We start from the raw sequence: 22,234 nt of genomic DNA on the forward strand, positions 1-22,234 counted from the left end.
AGATCCTTCACCCATGGCTGATCCGACAAATCCTCCAAGTACTCCAACCACGTATCGCGGTCCTGGTAGCCCTCATTTGTAAAAATGTCCGGCTGATCGCCTGAAACTTTGGAACCCTTATAATCGTCAGTTGTAAAGTTAGCAGAGCATTGTTTGTGTTTCTCCTCTGTTACATACCTCCAATTTGATCATTAAGTTGAATGTGACTATGCGATTGAACTGGCACAGTAGCAATAAACAAAAAACTAGTCGCGATGATCAGCAGTACCATCTTTTTCAACATTCTCTAACCACACCTTTTCAATAAGATTTAAAAAATCTGCTTTGGTTTCAAGAACCGCATAATCCCGAAAATGTAAAAACAGCCCCATACAATTTATAAAATAAGTCTCATTATTTAGTGTATGATAACTTACCATTGCATACATCAAATATTTAAAACCATCACTATATATACCTTGATGTAAATAATAATAAGCCAATTCATATCCAAAACGTGCACATTGCTCTGGTATTACTTGATTAGTATACATATCATCAAACAACGTTTCCGGCTGAGTGAGAGAACTAACTTCAGTTTCAAAACGCCGAAGTATTTTATCTACATCAATCTGATATCGGTTAGCAGCCATCAAAACATTTAGCAGTTTGGTGACCATTTCTTTATTTGTTTTATTTGTTGATGCAATGTATTCAACATAATCCGCAAGCACACCTGTATCTCCAGATAAGAGTTTATTAACGTAAGTATTACCTTCGGACCAATGTTTGTACAAATTGACCCAGTGCTGAGTATCCTCGTCTGTCTCTATGACCCAATCTAAATTAGCGTAGGCGTATGTATATTGCAGAGCTTGTTTATAATCGCCTTGAGCTTCACAGACACATGCACACAACAGGTCAGCATAAGCGATGTAACCGAATAATGGACTCCTTGTTTTCTTGCCATAATCCTTTCGCTTTTCCTGCTTATGCTTCATAGTGTATTGAATTTTCGCTTTATCCCTCATTTTACAAGCTGTTGCATCAAGCTTGTCCCATTTACGTAAAGACCTATACACATTCGCCAAATCCTTTAATGCATCAAGCTGAACTATTTCATCCAGACGCTCGACATAAGGTTCAAATAGTATGGCTGCCTTGAGATTTCGGCTTTGATCAGCTCCAACTTGAATCGTGAATATACGATATTGGCAGGTGGCCAAGCGTTCAGAATGCTGATATTTCTCCACTTCTGCGACATTCTCATAGAGAGGCAGCGCAGCAGCATGTCGTCCCTGTTCAAATAATGCTTCTGCAACATCAAATAGCCTGGACGCATACAGCGGATTATCCATGATATGCCCTACCATTCGACGGATTGCATCCAGCTTGTCCAGTTCTGCACAACGATACAATAATGGCTCGATTCGCCTAAAATTCGGGGAAAGATCAATGATGTAATTTTCTATGTATAGGTCATAAAAATAGCCTTCTGGCAAATCCATAGCCACAGTAATTCGGTCCAGCTGCTGTACGGAAACAGGACGATGCTGAGTAATCCAATTACTAAGCGTTCTTTGATGTACCCCTGAATATTCGGCAAATTGACTCAACGTCATATCATTTGTTTTAGATAATACTCAAACTCCGCTGAAATCGTAGGTGTATGCTTCAAGTCATAACCACCCTTCACATAAAAATTCCATTATTTTAAAAATCACCCTCTATTCTTCTCCATAATTAACCATCTGTCAATATATTATGCAACTAATGTTCATAACGAAAATTCAGCATAACTTACACATATTGAGACATATTGGACGAACGACATCCTGAAATGATTGGATGGTTCCAAGTAAAAGGTTTCACAATGTTGACATGACTATAGCATTTCCCTATGTGCATTCTCACCAGTAAATGATATAGAGATCCCATGCAGAAACTCTGTTGGACCTTTTAATTACATGAAAAATCCCCTGATGTTGATGCAATCAAGGGATACATAGGTCATTTCTCTCGCTTTGATAATGCAAAGTTGATTATTTCTCCAGTCACAATTCCTGTCAAAATTGCATAGATTCCCATAGCGCTCATCTTATACCCCAAAGCGTAAAATAAGCCTATACCTATTGCGTAGCTCAATAAAATCGCTGCATAACGCCTTAGAAACTTACTCATGAAAATGCTCATAAGCAACTCCCCGGTTAATTTTATACTTCAATTATTGTAAAAGTTTGGTATCAATTATCAACACAAATTCCGTAATTGTTTCTCCTAGCTGTGAATATCCTTCCGACCGCATTCTCTAACTTTGTGCCTCTTCATTCTAGACAGATTGCATTGCTGATATCGAGTATTTGCGCGTCATTGCGAACCACACATACTTTCGTCCCATGATCAGCGCGGCTAATTTCCATCACATATGCTTTTTTCAGCCCTTTGTTGACCACAAGCAATCATTAAATATTCAAAAGTAAATCTATAATGTTGATAGAGTGCATTAAAGTTGAAAAAAGTGGAGTTTAAAATTATGACTATATAGATGATACGGTTTCAAAAATGCTCTCTCTGTATATGTCAATCAAGATTTCGGTGTTAATTGAGATATCTTCTGCTCATCATTCTTAGTTAAAGAACCCTTCTTTAAAATTGATTTTTTTGTTTCTGAGTAAGTATAGAGTACTGCTTGTGGAGAATCGTCACCTTTACTCACAAAGTCAAAACTTTTCCCATCTTTATGCCAAACTATAGATGAAATCAATGTAAAGTCCTTATCGGACACATGCATATAGCTCTTACGCTCAACATTGTATAGTCCGATATAACTTGAACCTAGATCACCGATTCCAAACGCAATCTTTTTTCCATCAGGCGACCAGTTATAGGCATCAATCTTTTCGCTCCCGGCTCCGTCACTATTCATCTCAAACATGTTTACAATAGTTTGAGTCCCATCGGATAAATTAATTAAAATAAGTCTACTTCCCTCGTGATCGCTTACATGAAGAGCTACCTGGTTGCTTTTAGATAATGAAAGTGAGTTAACTCTCAAAGGTCGTGGGTTGAGCTTAACGAGTTGCTCTCCGCGCTTACTTTTTATTTTCATAGAATCCACAACTTCATTGGCTTCGGCGGCTTCTTCCCCCTTAGCGTTAGTTAATTTTGCGGTAAAAGTAACGTCTTTATTTTTCCATACAATCTGTTTTCCCGAAACTACAACCTTAGATTTGTCTTGGTTATTATCATACTGAGAATAATCTAAAGTATTCACCTTTTTAACAGTTGCTCTAGATGTTTCTACAGTTGCTTTTTCGTCTACTTTTTTTACACCTTCCTTTGTGCTGTTTACCCCGGTATTATTCACTTCGGTCTGAGGTAGTTGATGATTTGAGCTTGCCTTACCACTACACCCTGAAATCACTAACATCACTATCGCACCTACAGACATAATCTGCACGAATTTCATAGTTTCCTCCTTACAATACAATGTGTCGTTATCCCTGCGTTCCCTTTTATAGTTGTTCTTCTTCTGGAATAGAGAAAAACATTTGCTTCGCCTGATCTTCAGTCGCTTCCCCCAGACGAGTTTTTTTGCCAGCTTTATCAATAGTCCCGAACGTGGTGCCACCCGGAACGCTATAATTATAATAAACTACGCCCTTTTGGATCGTTGGCATTTTGCCGCTTTGTTCAACAATTTTGTTGGTGAGGAACGGCAGGCTTGCATTTTTAGCTTCCTGTTGCAGGTTCAGCCTTGCAGACCAGAGCAGCTCTACATGCGTGTCAATGATACGATAGTAATTCACACTGTCCATGTGTTGTTCAAAAAATTCACTGGATTGGTTTTTTGGGAAGTAGCGAATATAAGCCATACTATCCCCTTCTTTACCTGACAGTACATTAACTTTGGCAATACGTGGAAGACTGTATGCACCATGACGAGCTACAGAAATATCGCTAGATTGGATTTCTTTCAGCATCTCTTCTGTCGGCTTAGCTACGTAAACTGTACGATCTGGGGCATCCCAGTACACTTGAGAACCGGACGCATCTGCAATGAAACGCAGCGGTACCATAACACGACCATTTTTCATTGCAGAAGAGGTAGACAGCGTTACTTTTTTATCACCTACCATTGTCTCTTTTTTACCAGCCACCAGTGTTGATTTTGTTCCGTTATTATCTACAGTTACCGTTTTAGAAGTATTGTTCCAGTTGATCGTTACACCAGGAATCGATCTTATCATATTCAATGCTACTAATGTGGAACCATTCTGAACATAGGGGTCTACATCCCCTGGCATGGGTACGTTATTCACTTGCACAATAATGGACTTGGAGGCTGCTCCAGAAACACCGCTAGCAAGCATACTAAAAGATATTGTTGATGCAAAAGCCGCTTTGAAAAATGTATTCATAATTATATTCACCTCAATAGTGTCTTCTTGTCAGCATTTCAAACTAAATTGAGCTTAGTAGTATTAATACATCGATTCAGTATTAGCTAGTGTTTTCTCGTCTCATTAGGAATAGGTTGGATAATATCTGTATAGGATTTCGCCTTTGCAGTGAGATCTTTTTGTTGACCTTTATCATCTTTGTATACAGCTTTGATATTTCCATGCTCATCATTAAACATCAAGATATCAGTCACCCATTGAACGTAATTATAGCTAGGTCTCTTTCCAGCACTTGATGCAATATCTTCCAGACCCCTGGATACAGTAAACTGCCAGACTGCCTTGGCCACTCCATCTTTAACTTCAACTACCGTATTACCAACATTGTTTCCATACATGTATCTGGAAGAATCCCCTCTTGGGAAAATGTAATTGTATTCTTTATTAGCCCCAGGTTTTTCTAAAGAAGAAAGCGATTTGAAAGAAAATTGAACCGGCAACGATATAGCAGCCTGACGAGCGGTTTGTAAATCTTCTGCCTGTAAGTTCTCTTGGTCTACCTTATAATTACCGTCTTGAATAAATAGAATAGACCGAAGCTTCTCATAGCTTGCCTTATAGCCAAAATTCTCCGACACAAAACGAATAGGAACTAATATCCTTCCCTGAGTTACTTGGACAGGAACATCTACCTGAACCGTTTTGTTATTTTTAAATGCTTCTTTTTTGTTGGCCGTCAACTTAATTTGATCTGTGCCTTTTGTGATGAAAGCAGATTGACTTTTACTATCCCAGTGATAGGTTACCCCCAGTGAAGCAAGCGTGCGTATAGGGACCAAAACACGCCCGTCCTTAATAATAGGTGAAACATCGGTTGCTATAAACTTCCCATTCACATTCACCGCGTTAACGGATATCGGATTGGCAGCATCAGCAATCGCCCAGGATTGAAACATAAGTACGAAGAAAAACACAATAACCTTTTTCAAGATAAATTACCTCCTTTTTCAATAAGCACCCTTACATAAGACGTATGAAATAATTCGAAAGTTTCTAATCTATACCAAAAAATTCATATGTTTTGAGATGATGAGCGAAATGTAGCGTTCATGGTGTTTTTTGCCCTCCCTAATCCCTTTTCAAGGTCCTTCATTCGCTCCGTGGGTCTTGCCACCTTAGAGCCAGTAGCAATGAGCCTGCTTCCCTGTCTTATCCTGCCTACTCTCCTGCTCACCGATCTGGAAGCCAGCCGCTTGCTACAGTATCCAGGCTGGTTCAAACCAGCCTTTAGGGTTACAACCGGCCATTAAAAAAGAACGCTCTTGGATTCCTCCAAAAACGCCTTTTCTAAACAATGACCTTTTCCGAAATTACTTTCCTTTACGAATTATGCTCATTTTTGTAAACTTGCACGCAAAAACTGTATAATAATTGTATAACTGTAAACTAGGTGAGGGGAGAGAACGATGCTAAAAAATCCTTATTATTTAACTTTTGTTCTTTTGGTATGGCTCATAGCTAGTCTAGTTTTGCGAATTTCATATAATTATCCGAACACTCTTTATAACTGGTTGTTAGCATCATTAATAATCCGTTTAATTGTACGCGCTATTCATGCAACATATCAGAAAAATGGGAAGACCAGTAGGATAACTGATTGGGTTGTAGAATTATTTATGCTTCTCATTTCATTCGGAGTTATCATATCCATATTTTCAACTAAAGACTTTTTATGGTCAGATCAATTAATTTTTCTGCTTGCAGAGCTATATTTACTTATTGGTGTGTGCGTTAATCTTATCAAAATCAGAAAAAAGGGGTGCTCCTAGATTTCTCTAGCCCCCTACTAATTGTTTTTTTTAGCCTATCGACTTCCTGAAGCTCGGATCAGAAAACTTAAAAGGAAAGCATAGATAAAGGACGTCCCTTATTGCTCAGAACGTCCAAAATGAAGTGAAAAATCTATTTTATTTGATCTTTCCTTACTTCGCCGGAAATAGGTACAATAATATCTGCTAATCCTGTAGTATTTTTAGGCAAAGCTTGCGTTACTGGCTTCTCGGTCCCCACTTTACCATATGTGACACTATGATCCACACGTTCTTGTAAAAAATAATATTGTGTTTTGTCTTCCGATGGACGCTTTCCTTTTTCTTTCATTTTCTTCCTCGAATCTTCTTCTACACCTTCCCAAACTATATGTTTAACATCATCCTTAATTTCATAGTAAGTATATAAATTCCCAACAACATAATAATATCTCAATGCTTCTCCTTCAGGAAAGATATACTGATAATAAACACCCTCCTCGGTATTATGAAGCGCATTTTCATCCTTAGAAGGAAGATTTACAGCGATTTTACGTGCCGCCACCAAATCCGTACCTTGATACAACTTCTTATATTTTTCTGCTTGGTCAGCACTCCGAATAATGACAGTATTTTTGTCCGCTTTCCATTTTACCTCTGCTTTAAAGGCTTCGCTGATGAAGCGCAATGGTACAACTACGCGATTTTTGTTTAATTGAGCAGGCACATCCAAAGTAAGTGTTTTTTCTCCATAAAAAGCTTCTTTTTTGCCGATCGTAAGTACAAGTTTTTCTTTTACCCCAGGAGCATTGACAGTCACCGTCTTCTTGTCCGCGTTCCAGACTAGATTAAGCTTTAGCGGCTTTAAGGAAGCTAAAGAAACCATAGTCCTTCCTGCAACGGAAACAGGTGGAGCATCTGAATTAGCGACCTCACTATTGATCACCAATTGAATGGATGGTGCAGCAGAAAGCGGAATAGCAAATGTTAAAAGCATACCTAAAGTAAGCATAGATGAAAGAAAGATTTTTTTCATACCCAACTAACCTCCAATAATTTGTAATTCACTAAAAATCCATTGCTGCTTATAATTTGAATTCATAAGCAAAATAAAGAACATCCCTTGCTAAGGACGTCCTTAATAAACTGGTTCAGTTACTATTGTTTTCTCGTCTCATTAGGAATAGGTTGGATAATATCTGTATAGGATTTCGCCTTTGCAGTGAGATCTTTTTGTTGACCTTTATCATCTTTGTATATAATCTTGAAATTTCCATCTCTATCATTACCCATTGTAATGTCTGTTACCCATCCGACGTAATTATAACTTGGTCTTTGGCCAGCACTAGATACAATATCATCCAGACCATTTCCTTCTGTAAATTGCCAAACTGCCTTGGCTATTCCATTTTTTATTTCGACTACCGTGTGTCCAACATTGTTTGAATACATGTATCTGGACGAATCCCCTCTCGGGAAGGCGTAACCATAGTTTTTATTAGCACTGGGTTTTTCTAATGAAGAAAGCGATTTGAAGGAGGATTGAACTGGTAACGATATAGCAGACTGACGGGCTGCTTGTAAATCTTCTGCCTGTAAGCTCTCTTGGTCTACCTTATAATTACCGTCTTGAATAAATAAAATAGACCGAATCTTCTCATAGTTTGCCTTGTAACCAAAGTTCTCCGACACAAAACGAATAGGTACCAATATCCTTCCTTGAGTCATTTGGACAGGAACGTCTACCTGAACTGCTTGGTTATTTTTAAATGCTTCTTTTTTGTTGGCCGTCAGCTTAATTTGATCTTTGCCTTTTGTGATGAGGGCAGATTGACTTTTACTATCCCATTGATAGGTTACCCCCAGTGAAGCAAGCGTGCGTATAGGGACCAAAACACGCCCGTCCTTAATAATAGGTGAAACATCGGTTGCTATAAACTTCCCATTCACATTCACCGCGTTAACGGATATCGGATTGGCAGCATCAGCAATCGCCCAGGATTGAAACATAAGTACGAAGAAAAACACAAACACAATAACCTTTTTCAAGATAAATTACCTCCTTTTTCAATAAGCACCCTTACATAAGACGTATGAAATAATTCGAAAGTTTCTAATCTATACCACAAAATTCATATGTTTTGAGATGATGAGCGAAATGTAGCGTTCATGGTGTTTTTTGCCCTCCCTAATCCCTTTTCAAGGTCCTTCGCTCCGTGGGTTGCGTTAAGCGAGCGCCAGGAAAGTAGAGCGCCTTGGCCGGACGCTTTCTCCCGGCGTAGGCGCTCTAGTTATCGGCGTGAGTAGCGGCCCAGCGGTGCGTACTGGCTCTTAGGTGGCCGCTCTTGCCGCCTTAGAGCCAGTAGCATGAGCCTGTTTCCCCCACTCTTGTCCTGCTCGCTCCCTTACTTGCCGATCAGCGAGTCTATTTTTTACAGATATCCCGGCTGGTTAAAACCAGCATTTAGGGTTTCAACAGGCTCATAAAAAAAGACTCTTCGGGTTTCACAGAAACGTCCTTAATAATCTTCAACCCACAAAGATACATATATAAATAATACGTAAGCTAAAAGGAAGAACCCAATCACACTAAAAAGGATAATCCAGATAAAACGTTTTTTTAATGGAGACAGGATTTCCCCGCATCGTCTTAGGATTCTCTGACGGGTAGGCAACAACTCATATTCTAATTTCTTTATAACATGTTCTGCTTCTTCCTCATCTCTAACTAAAAGTTCACTCCATAATTGCTCATAGCGTTCTTGAATTTCTTCTTTTTTAGAACTATCTTCTAGAAAAGCCATTTAGCACCTCCATAATAATTCATTTATGTAGAAAAGATTTGGAAAATGTACAGCACCATTTTCCGAAGTTTTCTATTATCCAACCTTACACATTGCCTGCGTAACATAAAGAAAAACACAGGTTCCTTTTTGTTGGACCCGTGTTTTATCGTTTATACAATTAGCTGTGGTCGATGGATAAGGCCCCGCTTATGGTATTAGCACTGTTATATGAACACCAAAGAAATAATTTTTATTTTTATTTAAATTGTAAATGCGTACAAAAATGCGCTCACCTGTTTTAAAAGTGGAACTGGACACAGCGTTATTACTGCCTAATTCATATGCAGTAATGGTATAGCTTCCCGAATGTGGGTAATCCTCCATTCACAGCTCCTCTAATTTTTATTTCTCCTGAGCTGTTTGTAGGGAAATAGTAGTGAGTATAAATAGTGTCTCTTACACCTGAAAATTCAGCAATATAAGTACCTTGGCTGTTAATGTTCCAGAACGAGGTTGGGTACGTAATGCTGAATAACCCTAAGCTGCTTGAAGTGCTTATTTTCTTAGGATCAAGAGCAGACGTCTAATCTGTTGCTGGATCTAATATTTCGACTTTAGCATCACTCGTTGTTTCTATAACTGGTTTATTCATATTATCTACAATACCAATTTTATCTGCCGCTTTTTCGTTACTTCCAGTTCCTACTGGCAGAACTTCGACAGAAGGAGTCGCTTGATCTTTAGTTATTTGCTAGCGGCGGATACAGAAGCACCTAAAGCAGCAACCATTGTAAGTGTAGCAAGCATTGTAAACCATGTTTTCTTCATTTGCAATTCCCTCCATTATTTAATTTTTATTCTATTAATGTATAATTTTGTATGCAAATAGTTACTAATCTTTTTTTGTAATTTACAACTAATTTTTTATGGTTTTTGGAATATTCATGTTAATTATACAGGTAACTTGATAGTTTTTCCAACGTATTCAATTAATCAATAGCGAATATACCGGAATTGAGTATATAGCACTTTTTTTGTTAAATGCGTAATTTAGGAAGTTTCACCTTCCCCATGACAACTTGATTTTTCAACAATTATAATCTCGTATATTTTTTTCAGGGAGGAATTTACATGGGCTTTTTGATCTTCGTACCACAGCCTTCAGTGTCGAATAGCCTTCCGTGGAACAATGCAAAAAAGCAAAGATTTGGCCAACTGGCTGATCCCCGCTTTTCTATGTCCATTTCCGAAAAACGGCCTTATTCGGGCTTATCCTTCGGCGGCTCATGGACGTTTACTTCTCCAAAAGCTTCAGCACGTTGTCCCAATCACTCGGCAGTCGGATTTTTGCCTATTCTGCCGGCATTTCTTCGTCTTCAAATTGACTCAAAATGAACTTTCCCTTCTGTATCAATGATGGCCATAAACAACCAACCCATGCCCTACTTTTTGACTGTAAAGAAGCCATTATTGCATTTCGAATACAATGTAAGAATATCTAAAAAATAAAATACAGGCGCCATTTCTGGCGCCTGTATTGTCTTCCTACCAAGGCGTTTCCGTTTTGTGTTCAATCACTTTCAATACTTTGGGTTCCAGAATCCGTTTCAATAGTTCCAGCGTACGATCGTCATCAGTAGCTCCACCATGCGGATCGGCTTGGATTTGTTTTTTTGCCTGCGTACTTGCGATTACGTCCATGACTTGTTGTTTGGAAATCTTTTTAGATGCTGCGATCTCGACGACAGATGCCCCCTTTGCCAATTCTTGTTTCAAGTCTGCTGGACTCATGTGAAGTAAAGAAAAGAGCTCTTCATCGTTTAAAAAGGCATCTGCAGTATAGTCAGGCTTGCCGTTAGTCATGAAAAAGCCTTCCACGGATGGAGCAGGGCCGCCTCCGATCAGAGAAACGCTGATCGTATTCCCTTGAACGAATGCCTGATAAAAAGGCGTTGTTGATCCCTTTTCGGTGTAGTTCAATATAAATGTTTTTTGGTCCGGGTTCTGCATCGGCTCCATGTTACATTCGTACTTACTGGAGCTGCCGTACAGTTTGTTAATGAGGTCATCTACTTTCGATTTGATTTCTTGATCGGTTAAGGAGATGACCGGCTTCTCCTGGGGCTCCCAATTCTCTTGGTTCACTTGTTCGATTTCACCCGTGATACCGTTCAAATCAAGTCGGACCTTTTTGCCGTGAGCTCCCTTTTCCTGCAGCACGATGCTTGTTTGGATGGCTTTCCCCTGACTTGTATTCGCGGGGGCTCCTCCAATCTGGCTGGCGTCGATAATTTCAAACGACTTGGTTTCCGGATAAGAGCGATACAACTTTTCAAGCGCTGCTTGGCCAACCGCATCCATCCTGACTTGTTGGGCTGTCATCGGTGTCCTCGTAATCATTTCAATCAGGGGAGGGGCCGCGAATGCCGCGGTTGGAATCATAATTACTGCAGCAACAATGCCGCCGATCAATCGTTTTTTCATCGTTTTTTTGCTCCTTTGCCGTTGTACGTATTGAGAATACGATTGTTCGATTCGTTTGGAAACAGCCGGGGGACATTCCATGGTCTCTGCCTCTTGGTGCAGGTACTCGCTGATTTGACTTTCAATAGGCATTGTTCTTTACCATCCTTTCCAACGGGAGATTTCCCAATTGTTTTCGAAGCGACTGCAGGCCGGCATGATATCTGGACTTGACTGTACCCAGCGGAATATCGAGTAATGTCGCAATCTCCTCCAGCGTATAGTCGTGATAAAAGCGGAGGATGATCACCGTCCGCTGTTTATCGGTCAGCTTGTGCATGGCCCTCGATATCTCGGGGTCTGTCCCATCCGTCCTCAACGTGGGCTGATCCCAATGATACTCTTCCCGAGAAAAGACACGGATGCGTTCGAAAATTCGGAATCTCCTCCAGCTTTTCACCCGGAATCTTTGCACTTGTCGGATGACCAAGCCGTGCAACCAGAAGTGGAAAGGACGATTCGGATCGTAGTTGGGAAGCGAGGTCCACATTTGCATGTAGATCTCATTCATAATATCTTCGCGATCCTGCGGATGATCCACCAGAAAAGAGACGGTCCGGTAGACATCCTTATAGGTGGCATCATACAACGTATGAAACGCCTGCTGATCTCCTTCAATCATTTTTGTGAGCACGTGGTACATAGATTCACTTTGCATTCAGAGGGCCCTCCTGAGTAAGCAGCTTACACCCTATATTGTCGCTCGATGGAAAAAAGGTTCGGTTTTTTATGTTTTCGGTTGGGAGCCTATGGATTGTAAGAAGGCGAGCAGCGGCATGAAAGCGTGGAAGACATGTTGTTCTTCCGTCAGACTGCACGGTGAGCTCAAGGAATTAGGCCTTTGCAGGAGCTATCTGATCAAACCCAATAAAGATGAGTTCTGAACAATAAAGTTGAGTTCTAACTGAAAAAAATACAATAAAGTTGTGTTCTCAAAATTAAAGAGACCCGACGGTAGGTTACATCATAAGAACTCTTTTAGAGCAATAAGGGTAATTGATAATTAATTCAAAACTCAATATTATTGTATATGCTCGAATGAAAATGATGATTTTGTGAGACCAAGAACTCTACTTTATTGTCCGTAGAGGGTTACAGAAGAAAACACCATTTTTTTTTACTCTAGGATCTCCAAAAGAAAAAGTGATCGATGTTATGGGTACTTCAACGTCAATCATAGAAACTCATGGTCTATAGCAATAATGTGGTTATACTATAAATCTTAGTTATTGACTGACAGGTTACTTAATCAATTTAGGAGTGGCAATAATGGTGAAACAAAACTTAGAATATATCTCTCAATTGATCTATGACACATACAATATTCCTCTTTTTATTTTCAAGAATAAAAGTCATCGTATTACTAGAAGTGGAAAACAGCTAAGACATCCTCTTTTTGATTCAATAGAAACATTTATAAACAGGCTCATTCAACCTGGCGATCAACAAAACGTTCCTTTGATTAGAATAACAAACTATCTAGAAACGCTCATTGTATTTCATTCATCTTCCACAGAAACGATAATAATCGGACCTTTCACTTCCTTTGAGGTTACCGAGAACACCGTAAATGGTATTATGCATGATCATCAAATATCCTCTAGTTATCAGCAAGAGTTATGCCATTATTACAGTCAATTAGAGCTGTTAAACCAAAAACAAATTGTATCGCTTTGTTCACTCACGTATTTTTTAATCTACCAAGAGCCTATGGATGAAGAAATAGTGAGATCTCAATTAATGAATTTTGACGAAATTGAACCCACTCATATTGAACAAGCAATACGGCATCTTCGTCTGGAAACGTCTTTTCATTTAGACCATAAAACTGAGCAGAAAATATGGCAATATGTGAAAGAAGGAAAGAAGGAAAAGCTGTTACAGCATTTAGAATCAATTGAAATGGAGGGATTGAGTCAACTTTCGAAAAAAAGCCACCTTCGTAACATTAAAAATCAAATCATCATTTATATTGCACTTGCGACGAGGGCAGCTATTGAAGGCGGTCTTTATCCTGAAATTGCCTATACAATGAGCGATATTAGCATTCAAAAAGTTGAAGAAACGTTTGACCTACAAAAAGTTTTATTAATTGGTGATAACTTATTATTTTCATTAGTTGACCGTATGAATGAAAATAGGGAAAGTGCACATTCTAAGGCTGTGAATACTTGTAAAAACTATATATTCAATCATATATTTGAACAAATTTCGATAAAGGATTTAGCAGACCTCGTCCATTTAAATCCAGTTTATTTATCGCAGCTCTTTAAAAAAGAAACAAACAAACCAATTGGAAAATATATCCAAGAAGAAAAAATAAAAGAAGCACAAAAATTATTGATCCAAACGGACTATTCTGTAGCCGACATTTGTATGTTGCTTCATTTCAATAACCAAAGCCACTTTTCAAGCCTATTTAAAAAATTTACGGGTGTAACACCAAATCAGTACCGAAAAAATACACTCAATCATTAATTGATTGTTCACGAAAAAAACTGCTAATCCATTGCAGATTAGCAGTTTTTTCTTATTAGATGCGTCTATCTCTCCATTAACCCATACCTATTAATAGCATAGATCGCAATATGCACCATCTATTTCATTTAAGGTATTAAGCGTTAATAATGACACCGCCATCTACATTGATTGTTTGTCCCGTAATGTGTTTAGAGTCTTCACTCGCTAAAAACAGTACGACAGGTGCAATATCCTCGTAAGGCGTGCCAAATCTTCTTATAGCAGTTTGTGAGAAACCTAAATAAAGTGGATCTCGTTGACCTTCAGGCATTTGGTCTAAATATGCTTGAATCGCATCTGTAATGGCACCTGGGTTTACGACATTTACATTAATATTGTCAGGTCCCCATTCACGCGCAGCTACTCTCGAAAGACCACGAATTGCTTCTTTAATCGCTGCATATGCTGCATAGCCTTCTTGTCCTTCATTCCCACTTCCAGAGCCAAAGTTAATGATTTTACCACCATTTTCTTTCAGGTATGGATAGCAAAGTTTCATAAAGTCCCATGTTGTAACAAGACCCGTCTGGTAGCTTCGTTCTAGAGTCTCCCGCGTATGATCTAAGAACGAATGAGGTGGCTCAATCGCCATCGCTAAATTTACTAAAATATCTACAGTTTGATATTGTGCAACCGTATCCGAAATAAATGCTGTTGACTGTTTAAGATCAGTAGCATCAAATGCTTTTGCAAATACATCTGCACCTTTGCTTTTACATAATTCAGTAGTTTCGTTAAGCCCTTCTGCATTGATATCACATAATGCCAGTTTAGCAGCTTCTTCTGCAAAACGAAGTGCAATATATTTACCTAATCCGCCACCTGCTCCAGTAATAACAGCAACTTTTCCAACTATTTTGTTCATAATGTCTTCTCCTTCTTTGCTAACAATTGCTTTAGAATCGATGAAGTAGCCTGTTAGTCAATAACAAAGATTTGTAGTACGGTTTCATTTTAAGCAAATTTTTTAGTGTAAAATATGCATTTTTAAAGATTTTTATAAGGATTTATAGGGTGTTTACTTTTTGTTATTTCAAAATATTTAATTTATTTTATCAGGGTTACGTAAGACAATTGAAAGTGCAATTCGTAATGGAAAAGTAAAATCCAGTTTGGAAACAATCAATAATACTCCTGTTTTTAAAATCTTATTTTTGTGCTTAACGATGTAAATGCAATACCTAGAGTCATCCCTTATACCACAATCGGGCGCATTTGTGGAGTAACGCAGGATGAGTACTATTTTTTCTAATGAATAAATTTAAAATTATGGAATTTAGTACACAACTTTATTGTATGTACACACTATCAGCACCAAATATTAAGTTGGCTATAATTTTGTATATAAATCTGTTTGAGTGTAATGGACATGGCCGCAACCAATTTTAGAACTGAAAAATTACTAAAGGAGCTGGAGGCTCTTTTCCAAAATTGATTGAGTCACTTGCAGAGTAAATGGGATCAGAACACCAGACCACTTCAACCTTGAAGTGGTCTTTTTTATATAGAGAATAAGCTCTACAGGAATGTTTAGCGCAACAAGGCAGCTGATCCATGAGTCTGTGGTCAGCCAATCTATGGATGGAAACTTTTTCAAGTTCACCCGCGTCTAACATACGAATAAAGATTGCTGGTATGCATTCGGAAAGAACGCTGCCGTCATGAGAACAGGAGTGGATACTATGAAAAAGCTTCTATGCACATTCGCCGTCATCGGTGCATTATCCGTCGGTACAACCGCATTCGCCACCGTGGATATTGGCATTACGGTGAGGAGCAAGCCGATCGCGACCGACAGTCCCCCCATCGACGATCAGGGACGGGTGCTCGTGCCGATCCGAGCTGTCTCCGAAGCACTGGGCGCCGCCGTCGATTGGGATGCGAAAACGGACACCGTGGTCGTCCGAAAATGGTCGCAGACGATTAAGCTGACCGTCGGGAAGAAGACGGCCGCGACCGAGACGTTTGGGAATAACTCGTCCTCGTCGGGTCCGATTTCGCTCGACGTGCCAGCGAAGGCCGTCCATAATCGCGTCTACGTGCCTCTGCGCTTCGTCTCCGAGCAGTACGGCTACAAGGTGGAATGGAAAAACAACACTGTCGCCATCGAGTCGCCACTCTCCGATAAGCAGCGGGACGCGCTCTATACCGGCGATCTGGCCGCAAGCAGGAATCTGGTCATGGAAGCGATGTTCTCTGGAACCCATTACGAGCATACGCCACTGCGGACGCTCCACGAATCCGAGGATTACAGCACCGCCTTCCTCTTTCCCGAAGGAGAGGCACTCCGCTTCTTCACCATCGAGGGCAATGAGACGGCGACCTATTACGAATACAAGGACGATTTCCTTGTCGCGACATGGCAGGCCCATTTTGACGGAAGCATTGGAGATAGCTTTCAACTGCTGCTGGAGGAAAAGCTGAAGGACCGTACGGGTCCGACGCCGAAAATCGACAAGCCGCTGGTATTCTATAGCAGAGGCATTGCCGGAGATTCCAGCACCGAGGAAAGCGGCCTGATCGGACTGGACGGGAAGGTCACCCGGATCGGCTTCGAGCATACAGTCGGCGGTTCCGTGACCGACTCGTCTGGAAAGCTAACCGTGACGCAGCCGGACGAGGTGCGCAAGGAGGTCGTTCCCATCCCGCAAAATTAACAGCCTCAACGGATGTTCAAGTCTATTGCTCCTATCAGGAGGCGCCAGTAGGCAAAAAGGGATGGGATAAGATTATAAGTTCTTGTCCTTTTCGGGTACCGATTCATGTCTTGGGAAAGAACATGTATCACGATAAAAACAAAAATCCGCGAAATCCGCGAACCCGATACGTAATATGTTCTTTTCCTCCGACACATCCGTCAGGAGCATCGGAGAATTAACTGAATAGACCAGTGAATCTTGGCGTTTAACATGATTTTTTCGGATAAAAAATAAGTTGGGGCTACCGTGTGGCGCAGCCTCTTCGAAGTTAAACTAACGTTCTCCGTTAGCTTAGTCTTTTCTCAGGTTTTGAACAGGTTGTCCCCGTACTATGAATTTCTTAACATCTGTAGACTGGAATTGCTTAATAAAGCGGGTATTATCTCGTGAACGCGCACCGGATTTTGATGTTAGTCTTGTCTCTGCTCAATGCTCAAAAGGTCGACAATAGACTTGACATAGGAACGGGCGAGTCCACTTGTCATCGAGATGTGAACACCACCTGTTCCAAGCTTCTCTAAGAAGCCTTCGTTCATGACGACGCTTTCGACAGATGCATCATCCCATAAAATGGTTGCAACAATTCCCCTGCTCATTACTGTCTCAACCGGCCGGGACGCCAGCTGTGCGCCCTGAGCAACTAGGAAAAAATTAATGCTACTCTCTTACCTTGAACCAGCGCTCGAAGCGTTCGATGTTGGCCTGTAAATCAGCGCGGAATTGCTGTAACCCACCGATCTTCTGGTCAGCCTCTGCGAGATGCTACCGCAGGATAGAGAGGACTTTCTGCTTAGGTTGTACTCCACTAGGGTCAATGAAATAGAGATCAATAACGTCCCTTATTTCTTCCAGGCTGGCGGTTGATGTTGGTTTGCAGCATAGTACAGAATATAATGACTGGGCTCCTTTCATGCTCATTGAAAGTGTAAAAGAGCCTTATACTTTTAAGCCACGCTTTGAGCCTGATCAAGAAGTACAAATGAAATTTTATGTCCCTTCTGACTACAAGATCGACAAGACTATAATGACGGATCATACATTAGAAGAGTTCGTTGGGCTACATCCTACATTGGTAAAGATTCAGAAGATAATATTCCTTGGCGAAACAGTCAAACCTATGATTATTGTTCTATGCCACGGAGTAAAGTTGTAGTGGATTACGTACATGGAGGAGAGGAAACAGATAATATATTTTTAGATTGAATTCCGTGAGGGGCTGCTAGCCCCTCTCTTTTAAGGAGGATATTTTTATGGGAAAGATGTTGTTCAGAATTATGCTTATAGGTGCATTGTTTCTTTGTTTTTCTCTACCCTATATAGGAAAAATGTCAGCTCAGAGTATAACTCCAAACACTCCATTTTTGAAGATTAACAATTACTATGTCTTGTTCACAGCCCCCAAAGCACCTTATATTGATCAGAATAATCGCTATATGGTACCTTTGAGATCCATAAATGATTTGTTGGGAGGACAGACTACGTTTAACCCAACTTCTAATACGGCTACAATTAAGTTTGGAACACACAAGGTTGAGTTTAAAATGAACTCCACTGAGATTGTTACCGACTCGAGCTCGTCCGTGATGGATACCGTCCCTGTGCTTTATAAAAATGCGATGTTTGTCCCTTTAGGGGTACTTACTAAGCACTTAGACATACACCAGGAATGGGATCAGCAAAATAAACTGTATTCCCTCTCTGGGAAAGAATTAATGAAGACACCTATGATGGAGAATGTAGAAGATTTGGATCATTTTAGAGAACAAGTGGATAATGAAAATGCATTCCAGTTGTTATCGTACAAATTGACCATGGGAGAAAAAATTCATCTGGCCATTACAGCTAAGAATATGACAGGGAAAAAGATTAGTGAGGGCATTGAAGATTTAAATACCACTTTTATTTTTTCTGACAATAGCACGGCCGGGGAAAATAGAAATCGTAAAAGGCCCAGTATAGATAAGGATGAAATTGTAACTCGCGAAGATGACATAGATTATGTGAAAACAATAGAGAATAATAAAATTATCAAACATGAACTGTCGTATATTCTCTTTAAGGGCAGAACGCTAAAGACTCACAAGTAAAAAAGTACTTTTACTTGTAGAGTGGAATGGGTCAATAGTAAAGCTGATCCTAGAAAGGATCAGCTTTACTATTAAATATTAGATTTGTGAGTTTCAAATTCCTTACGTTCATAAAAATACCCCAACCTACTCCATTGTCAATTAGGGACAAACTTGATAAATAGTGATTGCTTTCTCCGTTCCGAACGGCGTTTTACTTGACTGATTATTTATGTATTAGAAAGTTTATCAAGAGTATGTCTATATTTTCGACTGCCTTCTTTATTCTGGGGTGTTATCATGACGATCATCATTTTTATTCATATAATCCTCCTCGTGCAAATCTTCGTTTATAAAATAAAAATGCTGACTGTACTGAACCACGACTTGTTCTAAACCAAACCTTTTACCAGCCAACAAATTCGCAATCCACGCACTCATATAGAGTGCGACGACAGCGAAAATGAAGGAATTAATACCCTAATGATATCAATTCCATGCATTTTCGAAAAAAACGATGCCAAACAAGCTTGAATCCACTATCGACTTCTATCAAAAAAATTAATTCGAATCCATTTCGACAAATTTCGAGGTGCGAAGGATCCAGGTTTTTTATGTGAGCTTCACATTCGCACCGTAACCAAGACAATACACTCAGGATACCACAAAACATTTCTCTGTCCCAGACAATGCTCTATTTCTAAAACAATAACGACTCTGCCCCATCAATGACAATTTGTGCGCCAGTAATATGACGCGAATGATCTGAGGCCAAAAATGTTACCAAATCAGCTACCTGCTCGGGTTGACCTGGTCCATCAGCCAACGGTTGTCCTCCTTCGGGAAACTTGACGGGGATGGTAATTTGCTTTAACCCTTCCGACTTCTCCGTGGTTTCATCAATATTCGTCGAAATGGCACCCGGATAGATGACATTGACACGAATACGAAACTTAGCCAGCTCCAGCGCAGCCATTTTAGCAAAACCAGTTTGACCCGCCTTCGATGTGCTGTAGGCTGACATCCCAAAGCTGGTAAAGCGCTGATTTCCATTAATGGAACTGGTAATAATAATGCTGCCGCCACCGTTCTTTTTCAAATGTGGAATTGTATACTTCACCGTCAGGAAGGTACCGTCCAGATTCGTGGACAATGTTTGCCGCCAATCCTCAATGCTCAGATCCTCGATCGGTCCGACGACCCCGTTAATCCCCGCATTAGCAAAAATGATATGCAGACCGCCAAATAATTCAACCGCTTCCAGAACTGCTTTTTCCACACGCACCGGATCGGCAATGTCCACGTCAAATGCCCGCGCTGACCCTTCACGTATAGCATTAATTTCTCTTTCTGTCTCCAAAATACGCTCATTACTTACGTCAAAAAGAGCGACATTCGCTCCTTCTCTAGCCATTTGAATGGCCGTTGCCTTGCCAATGCCAGAACCAGCCCCCGTGATCAGAGCCGTTTTTCCTTCAAAGCGTGCGCCTCCTGCATATGTGTAGCTCATATGTATCGCTCCCTTTCAGTAATCTGTATAATCACAAGATTACCCAAAAGGATATACTTTATAATCACCATTTTTGCGCATTTTTTGCTATTCCTTTGCGATATTTAAGAAAAGTACGAATATTACGCGCATTAGCGCGTCTTTCCTTCTCCTCCTCGTTACATTCTATAAATATCTTAACGAATCGTAATGTTCTATGTATTCATCAAAAAAAGGACGTATACATCCATATCCATGGTTGTATAACGTCCTTTTGCTTATTCATTTACCACTGCAGCTCAATAAATGCAGCATCATCATCAAGTCCCCCGGTATGGGATGCATCCAGCAGTACCTGTATCTGCTCATCAGGGACAGGCTCGCGAATGGGGTCCAAATCGGATAAACCGTCCGTATATACCTGTAATCTCATCGGCATATCTGCGGGAATGCTTCTTTCATACCAATGAGGCTTCCCTCCAATCGGCCCACGACTTGTGGACCAGCGCTCCGCTGTAGAGAAGGTATGATCGAACAGCTCGCTGATTTCTTCGGCATCGTTCCATAGTCGCAAACGTGAATCCCCTTGCCAGGCAAGTCGGAGACGGCCACGGCTGCCACGCTTCGGCAGTTCGATTTTACCGCAAATATACATGGACTGGCTACCCTGACGACGTTTATCTTCCAATACCGAACGCATTAGGCCTGATTCGTGATCCAAAGGCTGCCGATCCAGTTCTTCTGCCGCTGTACCTGCCAAACGTTCAAGGTACACTCTCAATTGATCAGCAGACAGATCTTGTCCCCGTTCCATCCAATCCAGTAAAGAAGAACCCAGATAGCGGGCCGCAAAATCTCCTCGGTAACTGAGCCCGACACCATCACACAAGACAAAACAACAGACGGATTTATGAATACGTACTGCGGCGAAATCCTGTCCGCTTTCTCCCATACTGGCAGATTCGGCAGACCTTCCATAGCCATAACGACACATAAAACGACTGTGATGAGATGATAAAGGCTGATCGCCTGTCTGAGAGCTTATGTAAGCAAATTGCTGAGTCAGCCTTGCATTCATTCCCTTTTTTTTGCTCACGGGGAGCAGGGACAGCGGTGGATTCATGCTTTTACCTCCTTACCGTACAGGCGTTGCGGCCGACATTTGGAACCCAATGGACACCAGTTCCGCACAGGTTCCGGGTAGCATCATAATGGCTCCTTCACCTAACTGATAATCTGCCTCAAATAGCATTTCCCGATAGCTTTCAGGCAGCACAGAAGACATATCACGCAATTTCACAGCATGTTCATCCTGCAACGGCGTATTATGTGTTAGACCTTTCCAGCGACGGGGGTCCTGAATAGGCGTTTCCAGCAACCTGTCGGATAAAAATATATTTTCCACCAGTACATTACCGTCCGGTACGCTCATGCTCATAATACGCTTCGCAATCGGTTCCGGATCATCACCTGTGGAAACTCCATCTGTCATATGACAGACCAAAGGTGCAGGACAGTCCTGCATCCCTGGTAATTCCGCTTGCAAAATACGCTCAGCTTGCAAGAAGGCCTTTGCTGAATCTGAAAACCGTTTGGGTGTCAAATCGGGCAACGAACCAATGGCCGCGATTTCATCAATTCCCTTGACACCATTCAGCAGGTCATACACATCGTCACTATAAGCCAAAATCGCAATCCGATAGCGCGCTGTCAGCCGATTTCCTTTGGTTGATCGAAAAACCATCTGCCGGATCGCCAACGATATAGCTTCATATACAACGTCAATACGCCGCCGCCCCTCCATCAGCATGTTCATCGACGCGCTGATGTCAATCAGGTAAATGATCAGGGCGGGAGTGCGTTGTGAAGCCTGTATTGTATAATTCATGGTTTGTACATGCTCCCCTCAGTTACCTTCTATCTCCATCTGTTTCGTATCTATCATTCCGCCTATATATAAA

19 protein-coding genes and 1 pseudogene are annotated in these 22,234 nt (G+C 40.7%); 4 read left to right on the forward strand and 16 right to left on the reverse strand.

Going from position 1 to position 22,234, the window contains the following annotated elements; all coding sequences use genetic code 11:
* Nucleotides 1–245 precede the first annotated feature (245 nt).
* From ACWA2B_RS24330 to ACWA2B_RS24365, 8 genes and pseudogenes are all read right to left on the reverse strand, one after another.
* Nucleotides 246–1,657 (reverse strand): annotated as a pseudogene (locus tag ACWA2B_RS24330) (helix-turn-helix domain-containing protein).
* A 332-nt stretch (nucleotides 1,658–1,989) separates the two neighbouring features.
* Nucleotides 1,990–2,172 carry a hypothetical protein gene (locus ACWA2B_RS24335; RefSeq protein ID WP_069010248.1) on the reverse strand — a complete coding sequence of 61 codons (183 nt, stop codon included), beginning with the start codon at nucleotides 2,170–2,172 and terminating at the stop codon, nucleotides 1,990–1,992.
* A gap of 391 nt (nucleotides 2,173–2,563) precedes the next feature.
* Complete coding sequence (locus ACWA2B_RS24340; protein WP_342435062.1) at nucleotides 2,564–3,448, reverse strand: protein tolB; 885 nt, start codon at nucleotides 3,446–3,448, stop codon at nucleotides 2,564–2,566.
* 46 nt (nucleotides 3,449–3,494) lie between these two features.
* The gene (locus tag ACWA2B_RS24345; protein WP_069010250.1) at nucleotides 3,495–4,400 is read right to left on the reverse strand and encodes a copper amine oxidase N-terminal domain-containing protein; all 906 of its coding nucleotides are present in this window, start codon (nucleotides 4,398–4,400) and stop codon (nucleotides 3,495–3,497) included.
* Nucleotides 4,401–4,486: 86 nt separating this feature from the next.
* Nucleotides 4,487–5,371 (reverse strand): copper amine oxidase N-terminal domain-containing protein, encoded by an 885-nt coding sequence (locus ACWA2B_RS24350; protein ID WP_241081085.1) that lies wholly within the window; start codon nucleotides 5,369–5,371, stop codon nucleotides 4,487–4,489.
* 973 nt (nucleotides 5,372–6,344) lie between these two features.
* On the reverse strand, nucleotides 6,345–7,226 hold the full coding sequence (locus tag ACWA2B_RS24355; RefSeq protein ID WP_069012758.1) for a copper amine oxidase N-terminal domain-containing protein: 882 nt from the start codon (nucleotides 7,224–7,226) through the stop codon (nucleotides 6,345–6,347).
* 122 nt (nucleotides 7,227–7,348) lie between these two features.
* The gene (locus ACWA2B_RS24360) at nucleotides 7,349–8,239 is read right to left on the reverse strand and encodes a copper amine oxidase N-terminal domain-containing protein (protein ID WP_449292705.1); all 891 of its coding nucleotides are present in this window, start codon (nucleotides 8,237–8,239) and stop codon (nucleotides 7,349–7,351) included.
* 470 nt (nucleotides 8,240–8,709) lie between these two features.
* Entirely contained in the window at nucleotides 8,710–8,994 is a 285-nt protein-coding gene (locus ACWA2B_RS24365; RefSeq protein WP_029517074.1) for a hypothetical protein, read from the reverse strand.
* A 1,113-nt stretch (nucleotides 8,995–10,107) separates the two neighbouring features.
* On the opposite strand from ACWA2B_RS24365, the gene ACWA2B_RS24370 reads away from it, so the two are divergent.
* Complete coding sequence (locus tag ACWA2B_RS24370; RefSeq protein ID WP_029517073.1) at nucleotides 10,108–10,371, forward strand: hypothetical protein; 264 nt, start codon at nucleotides 10,108–10,110, stop codon at nucleotides 10,369–10,371.
* Between the two features lie 150 nt (nucleotides 10,372–10,521).
* Here ACWA2B_RS24370 and ACWA2B_RS24375 read toward each other — a convergent pair whose 3' ends face one another.
* Both ACWA2B_RS24375 and ACWA2B_RS24380 read right to left on the reverse strand, forming a co-directional pair.
* Nucleotides 10,522–11,592 (reverse strand): hypothetical protein, encoded by a 1,071-nt coding sequence (locus ACWA2B_RS24375; protein WP_449292706.1) that lies wholly within the window; start codon nucleotides 11,590–11,592, stop codon nucleotides 10,522–10,524.
* Entirely contained in the window at nucleotides 11,582–12,157 is a 576-nt protein-coding gene (locus ACWA2B_RS24380; protein ID WP_449292707.1) for a sigma-70 family RNA polymerase sigma factor, read from the reverse strand. The genes ACWA2B_RS24375 and ACWA2B_RS24380 overlap by 11 nt, the downstream gene beginning before the upstream one ends.
* Nucleotides 12,158–12,768: 611 nt before the next feature.
* On the opposite strand from ACWA2B_RS24380, the gene ACWA2B_RS24385 reads away from it, so the two are divergent.
* A complete protein-coding gene (locus tag ACWA2B_RS24385) occupies nucleotides 12,769–13,977 on the forward strand; it encodes a helix-turn-helix domain-containing protein (protein WP_449292708.1) in 1,209 nt (402 codons plus the stop codon).
* Between the two features lie 136 nt (nucleotides 13,978–14,113).
* Here the strand turns inward: ACWA2B_RS24385 and ACWA2B_RS24390 are convergent, their stop codons facing one another.
* A complete protein-coding gene (locus ACWA2B_RS24390) occupies nucleotides 14,114–14,884 on the reverse strand; it encodes an SDR family NAD(P)-dependent oxidoreductase (protein WP_449292709.1) in 771 nt (256 codons plus the stop codon).
* An 817-nt stretch (nucleotides 14,885–15,701) separates the two neighbouring features.
* Between ACWA2B_RS24390 and ACWA2B_RS24395 the strand changes: the two genes are divergently transcribed.
* Nucleotides 15,702–16,676 carry a stalk domain-containing protein gene (locus tag ACWA2B_RS24395; protein ID WP_449292710.1) on the forward strand — a complete coding sequence of 325 codons (975 nt, stop codon included), beginning with the start codon at nucleotides 15,702–15,704 and terminating at the stop codon, nucleotides 16,674–16,676.
* 452 nt (nucleotides 16,677–17,128) lie between these two features.
* Here ACWA2B_RS24395 and ACWA2B_RS24400 read toward each other — a convergent pair whose 3' ends face one another.
* Nucleotides 17,129–17,374 (reverse strand): NAD(P)-binding domain-containing protein, encoded by a 246-nt coding sequence (locus ACWA2B_RS24400; protein WP_341011428.1) that lies wholly within the window; start codon nucleotides 17,372–17,374, stop codon nucleotides 17,129–17,131.
* Between the two features lie 594 nt (nucleotides 17,375–17,968).
* Here ACWA2B_RS24400 and ACWA2B_RS24405 point away from each other — a divergent pair.
* Nucleotides 17,969–18,805: a copper amine oxidase N-terminal domain-containing protein gene (locus ACWA2B_RS24405; protein WP_449292711.1), complete on the forward strand. Its 837-nt coding sequence runs from the start codon at nucleotides 17,969–17,971 to the stop codon at nucleotides 18,803–18,805.
* 261 nt (nucleotides 18,806–19,066) lie between these two features.
* Here ACWA2B_RS24405 and ACWA2B_RS24410 read toward each other — a convergent pair whose 3' ends face one another.
* From ACWA2B_RS24410 to ACWA2B_RS24425, 4 genes are all read right to left on the reverse strand, one after another.
* The gene (locus ACWA2B_RS24410) at nucleotides 19,067–19,225 is read right to left on the reverse strand and encodes a hypothetical protein (RefSeq protein WP_161626997.1); all 159 of its coding nucleotides are present in this window, start codon (nucleotides 19,223–19,225) and stop codon (nucleotides 19,067–19,069) included.
* A gap of 259 nt (nucleotides 19,226–19,484) precedes the next feature.
* Complete coding sequence (locus ACWA2B_RS24415) at nucleotides 19,485–20,294, reverse strand: SDR family oxidoreductase (RefSeq protein ID WP_023988269.1); 810 nt, start codon at nucleotides 20,292–20,294, stop codon at nucleotides 19,485–19,487.
* A 265-nt stretch (nucleotides 20,295–20,559) separates the two neighbouring features.
* A complete protein-coding gene (locus ACWA2B_RS24420) occupies nucleotides 20,560–21,396 on the reverse strand; it encodes a hypothetical protein (protein ID WP_340932003.1) in 837 nt (278 codons plus the stop codon).
* Nucleotides 21,397–21,408: 12 nt separating this feature from the next.
* On the reverse strand, nucleotides 21,409–22,161 hold the full coding sequence (locus tag ACWA2B_RS24425; RefSeq protein ID WP_013309992.1) for a vWA domain-containing protein: 753 nt from the start codon (nucleotides 22,159–22,161) through the stop codon (nucleotides 21,409–21,411).
* Nucleotides 22,162–22,234 lie beyond the last annotated feature (73 nt).

The organism is Paenibacillus sp. CMM36 (assembly GCF_053570945.1).

Bases quoted from the DNA above. Each gene is read 5' to 3' on its own strand.
- ACWA2B_RS24335 (WP_069010248.1), bottom strand. From the start codon at position 2,172: ATGAGCATTTTCATGAGTAAGTTTCTAAGGCGTTATGCAGCGATTTTA.
- ACWA2B_RS24340 (WP_342435062.1), bottom strand. From the start codon at position 3,448: ATGAAATTCGTGCAGATTATGTCTGTAGGTGCGATAGTGATGTTAGTG.
- ACWA2B_RS24345 (WP_069010250.1), bottom strand. From the start codon at position 4,400: ATGAATACATTTTTCAAAGCGGCTTTTGCATCAACAATATCTTTTAGT.
- ACWA2B_RS24355 (WP_069012758.1), bottom strand. From the start codon at position 7,226: ATGAAAAAAATCTTTCTTTCATCTATGCTTACTTTAGGTATGCTTTTA.
- ACWA2B_RS24365 (WP_029517074.1), bottom strand. From the start codon at position 8,994: ATGGCTTTTCTAGAAGATAGTTCTAAAAAAGAAGAAATTCAAGAACGC.
- ACWA2B_RS24370 (WP_029517073.1), top strand. From the start codon at position 10,108: ATGGGCTTTTTGATCTTCGTACCACAGCCTTCAGTGTCGAATAGCCTT.
- ACWA2B_RS24375 (WP_449292706.1), bottom strand. From the start codon at position 11,592: ATGCCTATTGAAAGTCAAATCAGCGAGTACCTGCACCAAGAGGCAGAG.
- ACWA2B_RS24380 (WP_449292707.1), bottom strand. From the start codon at position 12,157: ATGCAAAGTGAATCTATGTACCACGTGCTCACAAAAATGATTGAAGGA.
- ACWA2B_RS24385 (WP_449292708.1), top strand. From the start codon at position 12,769: ATGGTGAAACAAAACTTAGAATATATCTCTCAATTGATCTATGACACA.
- ACWA2B_RS24390 (WP_449292709.1), bottom strand. From the start codon at position 14,884: ATGAACAAAATAGTTGGAAAAGTTGCTGTTATTACTGGAGCAGGTGGC.
- ACWA2B_RS24395 (WP_449292710.1), top strand. From the start codon at position 15,702: ATGAAAAAGCTTCTATGCACATTCGCCGTCATCGGTGCATTATCCGTC.
- ACWA2B_RS24405 (WP_449292711.1), top strand. From the start codon at position 17,969: ATGGGAAAGATGTTGTTCAGAATTATGCTTATAGGTGCATTGTTTCTT.
- ACWA2B_RS24410 (WP_161626997.1), bottom strand. From the start codon at position 19,225: ATGAGTGCGTGGATTGCGAATTTGTTGGCTGGTAAAAGGTTTGGTTTA.
- ACWA2B_RS24415 (WP_023988269.1), bottom strand. From the start codon at position 20,294: ATGAGCTACACATATGCAGGAGGCGCACGCTTTGAAGGAAAAACGGCT.
- ACWA2B_RS24420 (WP_340932003.1), bottom strand. From the start codon at position 21,396: ATGAATCCACCGCTGTCCCTGCTCCCCGTGAGCAAAAAAAAGGGAATG.
- ACWA2B_RS24425 (WP_013309992.1), bottom strand. From the start codon at position 22,161: ATGAATTATACAATACAGGCTTCACAACGCACTCCCGCCCTGATCATT.